Origin of the sequence: Sphaerisporangium rubeum (assembly GCF_014207705.1) — a bacterium.
Taxonomy (GTDB): Bacteria; Actinomycetota; Actinomycetes; order Streptosporangiales; family Streptosporangiaceae; genus Sphaerisporangium; species Sphaerisporangium rubeum.
This window is the reverse complement of record NZ_JACHIU010000001.1, coordinates 1,062,209-1,076,451: the sequence shown is the minus strand read 5'-3', so window position 1 is coordinate 1,076,451 and position 14,243 is coordinate 1,062,209. Positions and strand designations below refer to the sequence as shown.

At 68.7% G+C, this 14,243-nt stretch carries 13 protein-coding genes; 6 read left to right on the top strand and 7 right to left on the bottom strand.

The window, feature by feature from the left end:
• Window positions 1-3: 3 nt before the first annotated feature.
• Window positions 4-2,061: a glycosyl hydrolase family 28-related protein gene (locus BJ992_RS04410; RefSeq protein ID WP_184978660.1), complete on the bottom strand. Its 2,058-nt coding sequence runs from the start codon at window positions 2,059-2,061 to the stop codon at window positions 4-6.
• Window positions 2,062-2,305: 244 nt separating this feature from the next.
• Between BJ992_RS04410 and BJ992_RS04405 the strand changes: the two genes are divergently transcribed.
• Window positions 2,306-2,815: a hypothetical protein gene (locus tag BJ992_RS04405; protein ID WP_184978659.1), complete on the top strand. Its 510-nt coding sequence runs from the start codon at window positions 2,306-2,308 to the stop codon at window positions 2,813-2,815.
• Window positions 2,816-3,065: 250 nt separating this feature from the next.
• Window positions 3,066-4,421: an extracellular solute-binding protein gene (locus BJ992_RS04400; RefSeq protein WP_343072497.1), complete on the top strand. Its 1,356-nt coding sequence runs from the start codon at window positions 3,066-3,068 to the stop codon at window positions 4,419-4,421.
• A 67-nt stretch (window positions 4,422-4,488) separates the two neighbouring features.
• Here BJ992_RS04400 and BJ992_RS04395 read toward each other — a convergent pair whose 3' ends face one another.
• Window positions 4,489-5,871: a hypothetical protein gene (locus tag BJ992_RS04395; protein WP_184978658.1), complete on the bottom strand. Its 1,383-nt coding sequence runs from the start codon at window positions 5,869-5,871 to the stop codon at window positions 4,489-4,491.
• Window positions 5,872-5,906: 35 nt separating this feature from the next.
• On the bottom strand, window positions 5,907-7,220 hold the full coding sequence (locus BJ992_RS04390; protein ID WP_184978657.1) for a M23 family metallopeptidase: 1,314 nt from the start codon (window positions 7,218-7,220) through the stop codon (window positions 5,907-5,909).
• Between the two features lie 231 nt (window positions 7,221-7,451).
• Here BJ992_RS04390 and BJ992_RS04385 point away from each other — a divergent pair, with 231 nt between their 5' ends.
• Window positions 7,452-8,255 (top strand): helix-turn-helix domain-containing protein, encoded by an 804-nt coding sequence (locus tag BJ992_RS04385; protein ID WP_184978656.1) that lies wholly within the window; start codon window positions 7,452-7,454, stop codon window positions 8,253-8,255.
• Between the two features lie 10 nt (window positions 8,256-8,265).
• Here the strand turns inward: BJ992_RS04385 and BJ992_RS04380 are convergent, their stop codons facing one another.
• Complete coding sequence (locus BJ992_RS04380; RefSeq protein WP_184978655.1) at window positions 8,266-8,772, bottom strand: carboxymuconolactone decarboxylase family protein; 507 nt, start codon at window positions 8,770-8,772, stop codon at window positions 8,266-8,268.
• A gap of 28 nt (window positions 8,773-8,800) precedes the next feature.
• Window positions 8,801-9,715 (bottom strand): RNA polymerase sigma factor SigJ, encoded by a 915-nt coding sequence (gene sigJ / locus BJ992_RS04375; protein WP_184978654.1) that lies wholly within the window; start codon window positions 9,713-9,715, stop codon window positions 8,801-8,803.
• Between the two features lie 153 nt (window positions 9,716-9,868).
• Here sigJ and BJ992_RS04370 point away from each other — a divergent pair, with 153 nt between their 5' ends.
• A complete protein-coding gene (locus tag BJ992_RS04370; protein ID WP_184978653.1) occupies window positions 9,869-10,249 on the top strand; it encodes a hypothetical protein in 381 nt (126 codons plus the stop codon).
• Here the strand turns inward: BJ992_RS04370 and BJ992_RS04365 are convergent.
• A complete protein-coding gene (locus tag BJ992_RS04365; protein WP_184978652.1) occupies window positions 10,233-11,162 on the bottom strand; it encodes a sigma-70 family RNA polymerase sigma factor in 930 nt (309 codons plus the stop codon). The two genes, BJ992_RS04370 and BJ992_RS04365, sit on opposite strands and share 17 nt — an antisense overlap.
• Window positions 11,163-11,172: 10 nt before the next feature.
• Window positions 11,173-12,348: an NAD(P)/FAD-dependent oxidoreductase gene (locus BJ992_RS04360; RefSeq protein WP_184978651.1), complete on the bottom strand. Its 1,176-nt coding sequence runs from the start codon at window positions 12,346-12,348 to the stop codon at window positions 11,173-11,175.
• 199 nt (window positions 12,349-12,547) lie between these two features.
• On the opposite strand from BJ992_RS04360, the gene lgt reads away from it, so the two are divergent.
• Together lgt and BJ992_RS04350 are read left to right on the top strand one after the other, a co-directional pair.
• Window positions 12,548-13,525: a prolipoprotein diacylglyceryl transferase gene (lgt, locus tag BJ992_RS04355; protein ID WP_184978650.1), complete on the top strand. Its 978-nt coding sequence runs from the start codon at window positions 12,548-12,550 to the stop codon at window positions 13,523-13,525.
• Window positions 13,526-13,768: 243 nt separating this feature from the next.
• Window positions 13,769-14,074: a hypothetical protein gene (locus BJ992_RS04350; RefSeq protein ID WP_184978649.1), complete on the top strand. Its 306-nt coding sequence runs from the start codon at window positions 13,769-13,771 to the stop codon at window positions 14,072-14,074.
• The last annotated feature ends 169 nt before the right edge of the window (window positions 14,075-14,243 follow it).

The following is a 14,243-nucleotide window of genomic DNA, read 5'->3' as shown; positions in this document are numbered from 1 at the left end:
TGATCACCAGGGGGACGGCGCGGGAGGCGGCACGACCGGGGGACGGTCGTCGCAGGTGATGGTGTTGGGAAGTTCCCACGGCGCGAGCCAGGGGCCGGTGGTGCCGCCGCCGTCGTTGCCGCCGCGGTCGACCAGGGTGAACTCCGAGCCTGCCGGGGTGAAGTGGAACGTCCCGCAGTTGTTGACGCCGACCGCGCCGACGTTGCGCGCGTCGACGTTCTCGAACGTCGCCGAGCCGGCCACGCGCGCGCTGACGACCGAGGTGCCGGTGCCGTCCACTCTGATGTCCTTGAAGTGGACGTCGGAGATGGAGTAGAGGTCCTTCACCGACCACTCGCTCACCAGCATGATCGCGTTGTAGGTGTTGTCGAGGAAGTGGTTGCCGACCACCTGCACGTCGGCCTCGATGTTCTTCTCCAGCGCGTAGAACCAGATGGCCCCGAGACCGATGTTCCAGTTCAGCTCGTACGTGCCGGCCCGCACCGTGGTGTTGTCCCTGATCCACAGGTGACCGGTGAACGGCTCGGCGCCGAAGCGTGAGCCGACCTGGATGCCGCTGCCCTCCCTGATCGGGTCGGCGACGAGATTGCCGGTCAGCGTGTTGTCGGTGCCGCCGTAGACGGCGATGCCGTTGGCGAGCACCGGTGTCTGCACGGTGTTGCGTGCGAAGGTGTTGCCGGTGTTCGCGGTCTTCTCCGACCACATGGCGAGGCCGTCGTCCCCGGTGTTGCGCACGAAGGTGCCGGACACGACCGAGTCGCGCACCCCGGTGTGGAAGTTGACGGCGTCGGCGATCTGGTCGACGATGACGGTGCCGATGATCCGCAGGTTCCGCATCGGGCCGTCGAACCACATGCCGGCCTTGGTGTGCCGGATGTGCAGGCCCTCGATGGTGGAGTCGCTCATCGCGCCGCCGACGCCGTTCACCTGGTCGGTGTCGACGCGCTCGCGCACGTCCCCTTCGATGGCGAAACCCGACAGGTGCACGTCGCGGCTGCCGCCGTCCGCGGCGTCCTTGCCGTAGAAGCCGACGCCGGTGTGCGTGGAGCCGTCCGGCGCGGGGACCGGCAGCGCGACCTCGCGGCCCTTGATGATCGTGTACCAGCTGCCGGCGCCTTCGATGGTGACGTCGTCCACGATGATGTGGCGGTTCACCTGGTAGGTGCCAGGCGGGATGTAGACCTTGAGCTTGTTGCGCTTGGCGAAGGCGATGGCCTTGTCGAACGCGCCGGCGGAGTCGCGCCTGCCGAGCGGGTCGGCGCCGAACAGCAGCACGTCGGCCGCGACCAGCCGGACGTGGGGTGCGCCGACGAGCTCGGAGTCGAGCAGGTCGATGACGGTCCACGCGGCGTTCGTGCCGGCCGGCGCGGTGAGGCGGACCCGGTCTCCGGCGCGGTAGGTCCTGCCGAGCGGCAGGCGCTGCTCGTCGTAGAAGTGGGACGGCCGGAACGGCTTGGTGATCACCGGCGTGGGGCTGGTGGCGGCCGGCACGCACTGGCACTCGGTGATCCACCAGTCGGGGTGCAGTAGACCGGCGTCGGGGTCGTTGCTGAAGGGGTACTGGTTGTACAGCCAGGAGTACCGCGACGTGAGGGTCATGACCTTCTTGCCGCCACCGTTCACGGTGACGTGCAGCGGCGCGTCGATGCCGCCGCCGCGCGGCGCGTCCGGCACGCTGTACCGCACGGTGATCGCGTTGGCCGCGCTCGGCAGGGTGAACTCGACGTACTGTCCCGGGGCCAGCCGTACCGCTCTGCGGCCGGACGCCTCCGACGGCAAGGTGTACGCGGTGCGGTCCGGGCCGATGACGGTGCCGTTCGTGGCGGCGTTCTCCGCCTCCTGCTCCAGGAAGGCGACATCGGCCCCGCGTCCCGCCACCAGCGACGGGTCGAGCGCGGCGCGGGTCACGACGGGGGCACGGCCGCGGTCGGCGACGGCGGGCCCCGGCGCGACACCGAGACCCGTGGCCGACACCACCACGACCGCTGCGATCGCCTTGGCGGTCCGCCACGGCGACCGGCCGGGCCCCCTCGCCACCGCGCTTGTGATCCTCCGTGACATCGGCTGCTCGTTTCTCTCGGGGGGTGAGCGGCCTCACGCCGTCGCGCAGGCAGGCTGTGAGGGTGAGGTGACATTAGGCGTGGAATACCGGATTCCACAAGGTTCTGCGAGAGACTTTCATAGATTTGCTATATAGATGCGGTTATCATCTACTTTTTTGCGAGCGCTGACGTAAGTGCTGCAAGACACCTGGCCGCGAGATCGGGCCTTGACGTGGACCGATCTTCGGGAGTAGCACGGGGTGATGCGCCACCGCCGGGGATCCGCCGCCGTCCTGATCTCGTCGCTGAGCCTCTGCGCCGTCACCGGTTGCACCTTCGAGCCGCCGCGCGAGAAGGCCGCGCCTTCCACGGGTGACCGGTCGTGCGCCGTGACCGAGGTCAGGAAGGATCCGCTTCCCGAGAAACTCGACCAGGGATTCAGCGACCCGTCGTCGCCGCCACCCTGGATGGGTGGAGGTGATTTCGCGGCCGTGCTTTTCTACGCCGATGGCGACGACCCCACCATCACCCCCGGCGGGAAGGCCGCTGACGGGGGGAACACGAAAATCCTGTGGCTGATACGTGCGGCCGACGGTCCGCTGACCGTGCGCGGCACCGAGGCGGTGGGACGCGGATCGTTCACCCAGGAAGTGACCCGGTCGGACGGCATCTCCTACCCCAGCATCGTCGTCGTGCCGTCCGCGGGCTGCTGGACGCTGGAGGCGTCGGTGAGCGGCCGGGTGGCGGGATCCATCACCGTTCCCGCGGCCTGAAGTCCTTTTCACCGGCATCTCCGATCGCTTTCGGCTCCTTACCGGGTCGCCTTGACGGCTGTGCATGACCCTTGACAGGCCTGTGCGCGGAAATCTAGATTGCGTGCCGCAAGGTCATTTAAAGTTCAATGAAAGTTTCATCGCACCGGATCAGAGGCGGACTCGCGCTGAGCCAGACTCGTCGCGCCGCTCCGCCGACAGGAGACGAGCCGCGGGCGAGCGGCCCCGGCGTTCGAGTACGGAGATCTGCGTGGAACCCAGGACGACGTCCCGCCGTACCTTTCTCGCCCTCTCGATGGGCCTCCCCGTAGGAGCCGTGCTCGCCGCCTGCGGCACCGGCGGGCCGGGTGACACCGGTGGTGGTGGCGGAGGCGGTGGCGGCGGCGGTGGCGGCGCCAAGGCCGGCTACTGGATCCTGACGGCGCAACCCGCGGAAGGCGTCCGCAGGGCCGTCATCGACCGGTTCAACAAGGCCAACCCCAACAGCCAGCTCGCGGTGACCGCGTTCCAGAACGACGCCTACAAGACGAAGATCAAGACGGCGATCGGCGCGGGCCAGGCCCCCACGCTGGTCTTCGGCTGGGGTGGTGGCACGCTGCGCAGCTACGTGCAGGCCGGCCAGGTGGACGACCTCACGCCGTGGCTCGACCAGAACCCCGCGGTCAAGGACCGGCTGTTCGACTCGGCGTTCCCCGCCGGCACCGTCGACGGGAAGATCTACGCGCTGCCGATCGAGCGGGTGCAGCCGATCGTCCTGTACTACAACCAGAAGGTCTTCGACCAGGTCGGGGTGCAGCCGCCGCAGTCGTGGGGCGACATCATGGACCTGGTGCCGAAGTTCAACGCCAAGGGCATCGCGCCGTTCTCGCTCGGCGGCCAGTCCCGGTGGACCAACATGATGTGGCTGGAGTTCCTCTTCGACCGCATCGGCGGCCCCGAGGTCTTCCAGGCCGTGTTCGACGGCGAGAAGAACTCCTGGTCCAACCCCGCCGCGCTCGACGCGCTGACCAAGGTGCAGGAGCTCGTCAAGGCCGACGGCTTCATCAAGGGCTTCTCCTCGATCACCGCGGACTCCAACGCCGACCAGGCGCTGCTGTACACCGGCAAGGCCGCCATGATGCTCCACGGAAGCTGGTCGTACGGCATCCAGAAGACCGAAGGCGGCGACTTCGTGTCCAGCGGCGGCCTCGGCTACATGAACTTCCCGCCGGTGGACGGCGGCAAGGGCGACCCGAGCAACACCGTCGGCAACCCCGCGCAGTACCTGTCGATCTACTCCAAGGCGACCCCCGAGCAGAAGGAGATCGCCAAGAAGTTCCTCGCCACCGGCCTGTCCACCGACGCCGAGGTCAAGGACTGGATCGCCACCGGCTCCGTCCCGATCGTCAAGGGCACCGAGAGCCAGCTGAGCGCCTCCCCGGACGCCGAATGGCTCAAGTTCGTGTACGACCTCGCCAGCAACGCCAAGACCTTCGCTCAGTCCTGGGACCAGGCCCTCAGCCCGACGGCCGCCGAGGTCCTCCTCGACAACATCTCCGGCCTGTTCCAGCTCTCCGTCTCGCCGCAGAAGTTCGCCGACAACATGAACGCCGTCATCGGCAAGTGACCCCCGGCTGACCAGATCGCGTACGGGCCGCGTCCTGAGCAGGACGCGGCCCGTAGCCCCCGTGGGTTCAGCGAGCGATGCCTTGGCTGTCCTTGCCGTCGCCGTCCCAGTCGCCGATCACCGGCAGGTCCGGGGTGTCGCCGTACGCCACCGAATGCGTCGTCTCGGTCCCCGACGTCACCGGACTGGTCCGCAGATAGAACCGGTTCCCCATCCGCACACCCACACCGTCCTTGCCGTCGCCGTCCCAATCACCCACAAACGCAACGGCATTGGGGTCGCCATACCTGAACGAGTACTGCGCCGCACCGGTCGAGGGGTCATTACTGATGTAGAACCACCCCGACCTCGGGTCATACGCACTGACGGTGTCCTTGCCGTCACCATCCCAGTCACCCGCGAGCGGAAGCATCGGCGAATCCCCATACGCCACCGACACCGTCGTCTCCGTCGCCGACGTCACCGGACTCGTCCGCATATAAAACCGGTTCCCCATCCGCACACCCACGTTGTCCTTGCCATCACCGTCCCAATCACCCACGAACGGCACCCCACCAGGATCGCCGTACCGGAACGTGTACTGCGCCGCACCACTCACCGGATTGTCACTGATGTAGAACTGACCCGTCGTCGGATCGAAGGTACTCACGGTGTCCTTGCCGTCACCGTCCCAATCCCCCGTGATCGGCACCATCGGCGAATTGCCATACGCGAACACCGGCCGCGTCGACGCACCCGAACCCTGATCATCGGTCAGATAGAAATCCAGCACCCCGTAGTCACCGGTGTTGTTCCACAACGCGTCGACGAGCAACTGCGCGTCGTGGACCTCGCGGCCGTAGGCGTCCGGGACCGCCGACACCTGCACGCGCTGGCAGATGGCGCCGATGTCGCCGCTCATCCACGAGTTGTTCGGATACTTGCGCAGCATCGCGTTGATGAACGCGTTGGTGGCGTACACCGGGTCGACCAACTGGGCCGGGGTGCCCCAGCCCTGGGAGGGCCGCTGCTGGAACAGCCCGAGGCTGTCGTGGTCGACGGCGGTCGTGTAGTTGTGCAGGGTGCTCTCGGTGATCGCCGTGGTCACCGCGATCACCGCGGCCCGCTTGTCGAGGCCGCGGCCCTTGACGGTGCGGGAGATGACCCTGGCGCATGAGACGTTGTACGCGTTCACGCTGCGGCCCATGCGGGGGCCGTTCATGGAGGGCCGCACCTGGTTGGCGACGGCGCCGTCCGCCGCGGTCTCCCCACCAGGCACGCATGCCGCGTAGGGGATGGCCGCCGCGAGCTCCGCGGGTACCGGGGGACCGGCCGGTCCTGGAACAGGAGGTGTGGGACCGGCGGCCAGGGCCGGAGGCGCACCGGCGACGAGGAGCCCGCCGGCGAGAGCGGCGAGTGCGATCAGCGGCCGGACTCGGACATGTAAACGTGATGAAGCAGGGGTCTTCACAGTTTCTCCAGGGGAATGCGCAGAGTCAGGGGATGTCAGCGAGCGATGCCTTGGCTGTCCTTGCCGTCGCCGTCCCAGTCGCCGATCACCGGCAGGTCCGGGGTGTCGCCGTACGCCACCGAATGCGTCGTCTCGGTCCCCGACGTCACCGGACTGGTCCGCAGATAGAACCGGTTCCCCATCCGCACACCCACACCGTCCTTGCCGTCGCCGTCCCAATCACCCACAAACGCAACGGCATTGGGGTCGCCATACCTGAACGAGTACTGCGCCGCACCGGTCGAGGGGTCATTACTGATGTAGAACCACCCCGACCTCGGGTCATACGCACTGACGGTGTCCTTGCCGTCACCATCCCAGTCACCCGCGAGCGGAAGCATCGGCGAATCCCCATACGCCACCGACACCGTCGTCTCCGTCGCCGACGTCACCGGACTCGTCCGCATATAAAACCGGTTCCCCATCCGCACACCCACGTTGTCCTTGCCATCACCGTCCCAATCACCCACGAACGGCACCCCACCAGGATCGCCGTACCGGAACGTGTACTGCGCCGCACCACTCACCGGATTGTCACTGATGTAGAACTGACCCGTCGTCGGATCGAAGGTACTCACGGTGTCCTTGCCGTCACCGTCCCAATCCCCCGTGATCGGCACCATCGGCGAATTGCCATACGCGAACACCGGCCGCGTCGACGCACCCGAACCCTGATCATCGGTCAGATAGAAATCCAGCACCCCGTGGTCCGGAGACCCCCCGCAGTTGCCGCTGGTGACGTTCCTGCTGGTCTGGTTGTTGGCGCCGCCGTAGGTGACGCCGTTGAACGTGGGCCTGACGCGCTCGGCGCCCTCGTAGCCCCAGGTCGCCTCTCCGTTGCCGTTGGCGTCGTACCCGAGCTCGAAATGCAGGTGCGGGTGGTTGTTGGACGTGGGGCCGGTGCGGCCGACCCTCCCGATCTGGGCCCCCTGCGCGACCCTGGCGCCGACCGCGACGGCCCGGGACTGCAGGTGCAGGTACGTGGTGAAGTAGCCGCCGCCGTGGTTGATCTGGATCACGTTGCCGGCGTTCTCGTGGTAGAAGGACTTGTTCACCGTCCCGGCGGCGGGTGCCACCAGCGAGGCCCCCTCTGTGCCGACCTGATCGGGCTCCTTGACCATGTCGAGCGCGGGTGCGTGGCCCCAGGTGTCCAGCCGCCACTGCTGGCCGCAGGGGAAGGGCAGTTGCAGGTTGGGGGCCGCGGCGGCGTGCGCGGGGAGGCCCGGCAGGCCGCAGACGAGCGCGGTGAGCGCCGCCGCGGTGGCGGCCCCGCGCCGTACGGAAGTCCGTACGGAAGGAAGGGAGGTCATGTCTCTCCTGACAGTTCGGTGATCTTCGTCGACTGACGATCATCACCGTGGCCGGGTGGCCGTCCCACAGCAAGAGGAATGGGACAACTCTGGGACCACGGGACAGATACCTACGTTGACCAGGGCAATCCCAGATGTGTTGGGACAAGCTGGGACAGATACCCCTGGTACGGATGGTGCTGCTGTTAATCTTCGGAATGTCGTACTCGGGTCAGGACTCGAGGAGTCGGGGTGTCAGAACAGCCTTCCGTCGAAGACTTGGCCGCCTATCTGCGTCACCTGAAGAACAAGACCGGCCGCAGTTACGACGCTCTCGCCAAACGCCTCGGCGTCGGCAAGTCCACCCTCCACCGCTACTGCTCCGGCGACAGCGTCCCCCCGCGTTTCACCCTCCTGGAACAGTTCGCCAAGGAATGCCAGGCGACCCGGCCCGAGCTCGTCGAGCTCCACCGGCTCTGGGTACAGGCCCAGACCACCGCCGAGCCCTCGGCTCAGGAACCCGGCGACGAACAGCCGGTCGAGACGCCGCCGCCGGCTCCTCCCGCGCCGGAGAAGGCCGCGCCGCGCAGACGCCTGTCACTGCCGAGCACGCCACGCACCTGGGGGGCACTGGCCACGTCGGCGGCCGTGGTCATCGCCGCGGTCCTCATCTGGCGGCCGGGACCGGACCCCCGGGCCGACGCCGACACCGCGCACTGCACCGGCCGCACCGGGGTCAGGCACGTGGACGAGCGACAGGCCGGTCACGTGTGGACCAGGGACTTCGTCTGCGTCAACCGGACCGACACCCCGCTGTACGCGGACGTGAGCGGCACCGCGCGGATCGCGACGCTGGACACCCCGAAGAGCTGGTTCGTCTGCTGGGACCTCGGCCGTGTCCAGGCCGACGGTGGCCGGGTCTGGTACTACACCCGAGGCGACCGCTCAGAACCCCTCCAGGAACGCTGGGAAGGGTGGGGCTTCGTGGCCGCCGAACACGTCACCGCCACCACCCATCCCATCCCGGACATGCCTCGCTGCACGGGCCTGCGGTGACCGGCCCGCGTCAGTCGCTGTAGTTCTGTCCCAGAGGCCTGCCGGGGATCGGCTTGGCGATGAGCGCGACGGGAATGAAGAAGCAGACCTGGGCTATCGCCAGTGTGAGCGTCCAGAGCGCCTTCTCGTCGTAGTGAGCGGCCGCTCGCGCGTACAGATCGTCCCCGACGCGCTCCCCCGACGGGTTCGGCAGGAGGACCGCGTCCACGAGTTCGAGCGCGACGCGTTCGGCGTCGGTGAAGTACGGCGCGTCCCGCCACGACGCCACGGCGGTGATGCGTTCCTCCGATTCCCCGGACTCGCGAAGGACGCCGGTGTGCCGGAGGGTGTGGTAGGTGCTGCCGACGATCTGGCCGGCCCGCAGATGCATCAGGGTGATGGTGGTCTGCGGAATCGCGCCGTTCCTCGTGGCCTTGTTCATCGCTCCGGCGAGCGTCCCCACCTCGGTGAAGAACCGCATGGGGTCCGGCAGCCGCGACCGCAGTCCGTCCTGCTCGATCGCCTTCGATGTGGTCATGGTCGTCCCTTCCGAAGATGTGAATGGCCTAGGCGGGTGAGCCCACCCCCCACAGCCGGAGCTTCTCGGGATTGCGCACCCCCCAGATGTGGGTGATCCGGTCCCCCGTGACGTGGAAGGCCAGCACCGTCACCGTGACGCCGTCACGCTGGGCCACCAGGCCCGGCCGGCCGTTGACCGTGCGCTCCAGGAACGTCAGACCGGAGATCCTGCCGAGGAGCCCGACGGCGTAACGCGCGACCTGCTCGCTGCCGACGACCGGCCGCGGCATGGCCTCGACCAGGCCGCCGCCGTCGCTGGTCACGACGGCGTCCGGGTCGAGGAGCCCGACGAGCGCCTCGATGTCCTTGGCCTCCCACGCCTGCTTGAACTCCCTGACCAGACCGGCCTGCCGCGCCACCGGAGCCGCCGGGGCCCGCGACTCACGGACGCGGCGACGGGCCGACGAGGCGAGCTGGCGGCACGCCACCGGCGTACGTCCGACGATGCGCGCCACCTCGGCGAACGGGTAGCGGAACACGTCGTGCAGGATGAACGCGACCCGCTCGGCCGGGGTCATCGACTCCAGCACGACCAGGAAAGCCATGTTGACCGACTCGTCCAGAGTGACCCGGTCGGCGGGATCGCCCCCGCCGGTCCACTCCGTACGCTCCGGCAACGGCTCCGGTACCCAGTCCCCCACGTAGCGCTCGCGCCGGGCCCGCGCGGAACCCAGCAGATCAAGGCAGATCCGGCTGGCCACCGTGGTCAGCCACGCACCGGGTGACTCGATGTCGTCGCGCCGCTCCGGTGCCATGGCGTACCAGCGCGCGTACGTCTCCTGCACCACGTCCTCGGCCTCGGCCAGGGACCCGAGCAGCCGGTACGCCAGGTTGATCAGCTGTACCCGCTCCCCGGTGACCGGGTCGCCTGCCGTGTCCTCTGGTCCAGATGTGGTGCTCATGACGTGGTCCGCTCCGTCGCCGCTCCTGCTGCCTTCACCGTGTCCGACGAAACAGCCTCACGAAATGTGAGCCCGGCGCCGCACCTCACATTTCCACCCCCGGACTCGTCGGACTACAGGAGACGACCCATCCCCGGCCCTTCAGGAACCTCCATGTACCTACGTGTCGTGATCCTCGTGCAGACCCTGGCCGTCTTCTCCGCTCCGGTGACCGCCGGCCTGCTGTTGACCTCCCCCGCCGGCCGTCCCCTGCACAGCGCCTCGGCGTACACGGTGTTCGCCGTGGCGGTGCTCCACCTCGTCACCGCGATCCTCCTGTGGCGTCCAGGCGGCGGCTCACCCCGGCCCATCCTGTACGCGGCCGGATTCCTGGCGCTCACCCTGGCCCAGGTCGCACTCGGCATCGCACACATGAAGGCCCTTCACATCCCCCTGGGTGTCCTGCTCTTCGGCATGAGCCTCCTCCACCTCGTCCGGCTCCCCTCCAGCCGAACCCTCACGTCGCACGCCGACCCGGTCACCACGCGTGGATGATCGGCGCGTCGTGCTCCCGCTCCGACCAGGCCGCGGCGAGACGACCGAGCCGCTCAGGGGAGGCCGTACCGTACGCGAAAGCGATCTTGCCGTCGCGCAGCACGAGCACCGACAGGCCCACCACCCGTGAGCCGAGCACCGCGACCAGCGCGGGAGAGCCGTTGACCACCCCGGCGTACAGCGCGGGTGAGCCGCCGATCCGCCGCCGCTTGCCGTCGCTCGGCCGAAGCGCACCCCGCGCCGCGACGGCGATCCGCTCCGGCGTGGGAAGCCGCAGCAGCGCACCCGCGACCCCCGCGCCGTCCGACACCCCCGTGGCGTCCTCGGTGAGCAGCGTGAGCAGCCGCTCCACCCGGCCGGAGGCGGCGGCGTCGAGAAAGGCCTCGACCACCCGGCGCACGCCGGCGTCGTCCACCACATCGCCGGCCGGCGCGGTGGCGACCCGCCGCCGGGCCCGGTGAAGGTGCTGCTGGCTGGCGGACTCGGTGATGTCGAGAATGCCGGCGATCTCGGCGTGGCTGTACGAGAACGCCTCGCGCAGCACGTACACGGCGCGCTCGTGCGGAGACAGACGTTCCATCAGGGTCAGGACGGCCAGGGACACCGACTCGCGCTGCTCGAAGGTGTCGGCGGGCCCGAGCATCGGGTCCCCCTCGAGCAGCGGTTCCGGCAGCCAGACCATGCGTTCGCGCCTCGCCTGCGCGGAGCGGAGCCGGTCGACGCACAGATTGGTGACGATCTTGGTGAGCCACGCCTCCGGCACCTTGATCCGGTCACGATCGGCCGCCTGCCACCGCAGGAAGGCATCCTGCACCGCGTCCTCCGCGTCGGCCGCCGAGCCGAGCAACCGGTACGCCAGCGAGGCCAACCGTTCCCGGTTGGCCTCGAACCGCTCGGTGGCGAGGCGCTCCACGCGGCCGACTCTAGGCCATGACCCGCTCGGCCGACGGGTCGCGAACCAACCGGCGCCTCCTGGCCGGCATGCCGAAGGTCGGATGCCCCGTGCTCCAGGCCGCGCCTTTGAGTATGCGGTCCTTGAGGCGCGCGGCCGCGGGACCCCGCAGGTACCACGACGCGGGCCGGACGTCGCCATCCACCATCTGGACGATCGCGTCACGCCGTCCGAGGCTGATGTGGTTGCCGTAGTACTTCAGCGGAGCGGTCGACCCCTCGCGTCCGGTCAGGCGACCGATGATCGCCGCGGTCGCGCGCATGCTCGTGAATCCCGCCGAGGCGCACGACATCGGCAAGGGCCGGCCGTTGTCGCCGATGACGTACACGCTGTCCCCCGCGGCGTACACATCGGGGTGCGAGACCGAGCGCATGGCGCCGTCCACGACGATCTGACCGGTCGCCGCGACCTCCAGTCCGCTTCCGGCCGCGATGGGGTGGACGGCGAACCCCCCGGCCCACACCGTCGCCTCGGCCGCGTAGACCGTGCCGTCGGCGCCGATCCCCCCGTCCGGCTCGACCCGGCAGATGTCGGTGTGCTCGTGCACGACGACACCCAGCCGGTCGAAAGCCCTCCGCAGATGCCGGCGGGCCCCCGGCGACATCCACCCGCCGACCTCACCACGCGCCGCCAGCGTCACCGCGAGTCGCGGCCGTGACTCGGCGATCTCGGTGACCGTCTCGATCCCCGTCAGCCCCCCACCCACGACCAGCACCCGCGCACCGCGGCCGAGTCCGTCCAGCCGCTCACGCAACCGCAGCGCCGCGTCCCTGCCGGTGACGTGGAACGCGTGCTCCACGACCCCAGGCACACCGCGGTCGGCCACCGTACTGCCGAGCGCGTAGAGAAGCGTGTCGTACGGGAGGAGTTCCCCATCCCCCAATGCGACGACCCCGCGTCCCACGTCGACCGCCTCGACCCGCGCCACCCGCAGCCGCACCCCACTGCCGGCGAACATCCCGGCCAGCGGCCGCTTCCTGAGCTCCTGCCCCGCCGCGAGCTGATGAAGACGCAGCCTCTCGACGAAGTCGGGCCCGTCGTTGACCAGGGTGACCTCGACCTGGCCGGGGTCGAGACGCCGGGCCAGGCTCCCCGCCGAGAAGGCCCCGGCGTACCCGGCGCCGAGAACGACGATCCGGTGCTTCATGGTCTTCCTCCTGTCCTGTTCTCACTCGACAATTGAGCGAGACAGCAGGCGAATCCCTGACAGCCCCGTGCTGTGAGGTAGGTCATACCGCCGGCCACCGATCCCGGCCGGGACGCGAACCGCCGGCGTCAGCACGAGGGTCCTTGCGAAGAGGTCACAAATGCGGCCAAAAGGCCCCACGTTCACTAATCTCACCCGCATGCCCTTAGCGTCGATCCCCAGCCCTTCCCAAGCGGTCTGGCACCTCGGCTTCATCCCGATCCGGGCCTACGCGTTGTGCTTCGTCGTCGCGATCGCCTTCGGCATCTGGCTCAGTGAACGCCGCTGGCGCGCACGCGGCGGCGAACAGGGCACGATCACCGACCTCGCCGTCCCCTCGGTGATCGCCGGCCTGATCGGCGCACGCCTCTACCACGTCATCACCGACTGGCAGAGCTACTTCGGCCCCCGCGCCATCCACGAGCCGTACCAGGTGCTGTTCATCTGGGAAGGCGGCCTCAGCATCTGGGGTGCGGTAGCCCTCGGCGGCGTAGGCATGTGGCTCGCCTGCCGCCGCCGCGGCGTGTACCTCGGCGCCGTGGCCGACACCGTGGCCCCCGCCACAGCGTTCGGCCAGGCCATCGCTCGCTGGGGCAACTGGTTCAACCAGGAACTGTACGGCAGCCCCACCACACTGCCCTGGGGCCTGGAGATCGACCAGGCCCACGGCGGTGCCCCAGGCGTCCTCTACCACCCGACATTCCTGTACGAATCCCTGTGGGACGCGGCCCTGGGCTTCGCACTGATCCTGGCCGGCAGAAAACTCACCCTGCACCACGGCCGCCTGTTCGCCGTCTACGTCGCCGGCTACACATTCGGACGTTTCTGGATCGAAGGCCTGAGAATCGACCCCGTAGGCGGAGTCGACCACGCCGTGACGTTCCTGGACCTGCGAATCAACCAGTGGACCTCGATCGTCCTGTTCATCGGCGCACTGGTCTACCTCTACCTGACCCGCGACAAGCAGAGCGACGACCTCACGGCTCCGGCCCCACCCCACGAACCCTCACCCGAGAGGGACGTACGAACCTCTCCCCCGGCCGAAGGCGACGTCCCCTCCGGCCGTGACACCAACGGCATCCACGCCACAGCTCTCGACGGATCCGTACACCCCACCCCACGTCCTCCGATCTTGTAATTTTCACACCTACATATTCTGAGCGGTCGTTCTTCCCGTGCCGCATCGCCGTCACACAATCGATCGGAGTGCGACGCATCGTCCCAGCTCACCCTGCGGATGGTGGCTGTCGTGTCACGCGTGTTCCCCACCACGAGAAAAGGCCGCCAGATTCTTGTGGCCGACCGGTCAATACCCCGCTGCATCGATCCACGTTAGATCAATATCGATCGATCACCCGCCGGTCCTCCCGTAAGGAGAAGCATGCGACAAGACATTCGGCTCCGCCGGCTCGGCCTCGCCTCAGCGGTCGTGGCGGCCGGCCTGGCCATCGCCCCCATGGCCGCGCACGCCGACGGTTACGACACTCCCCGCAGTGCCACCGCCATGGGGGCGGGCAGCACCTACGCCGAGGGGTTGGCGGCGGCCCAGCACTGGGCCCGGCAGGCGGTCCTCGCGGTCGGCCACGACTGCACAGCTGGGACCTACAACACGATGCTGACCTATTCTTCTCCGGGTGGCGGGACGTGGGTCTTCCGGTCCACCCACCAGGCGATGTGCGTCGACTGATCGAGATCCAGCGGATCGGCCGCACCGTCACCGCGGAGCCCTGAGCCGACAGGCCGAAACACGACACAGAGGACAGCCGACGGCCGAAGCCGCGCGGCCGAGTGATCACAGATGCCGGCCGAGCAGGTTCCAGTGCCGGCAGAACCAGAGGAGGGCGAGCAGTCCCGCC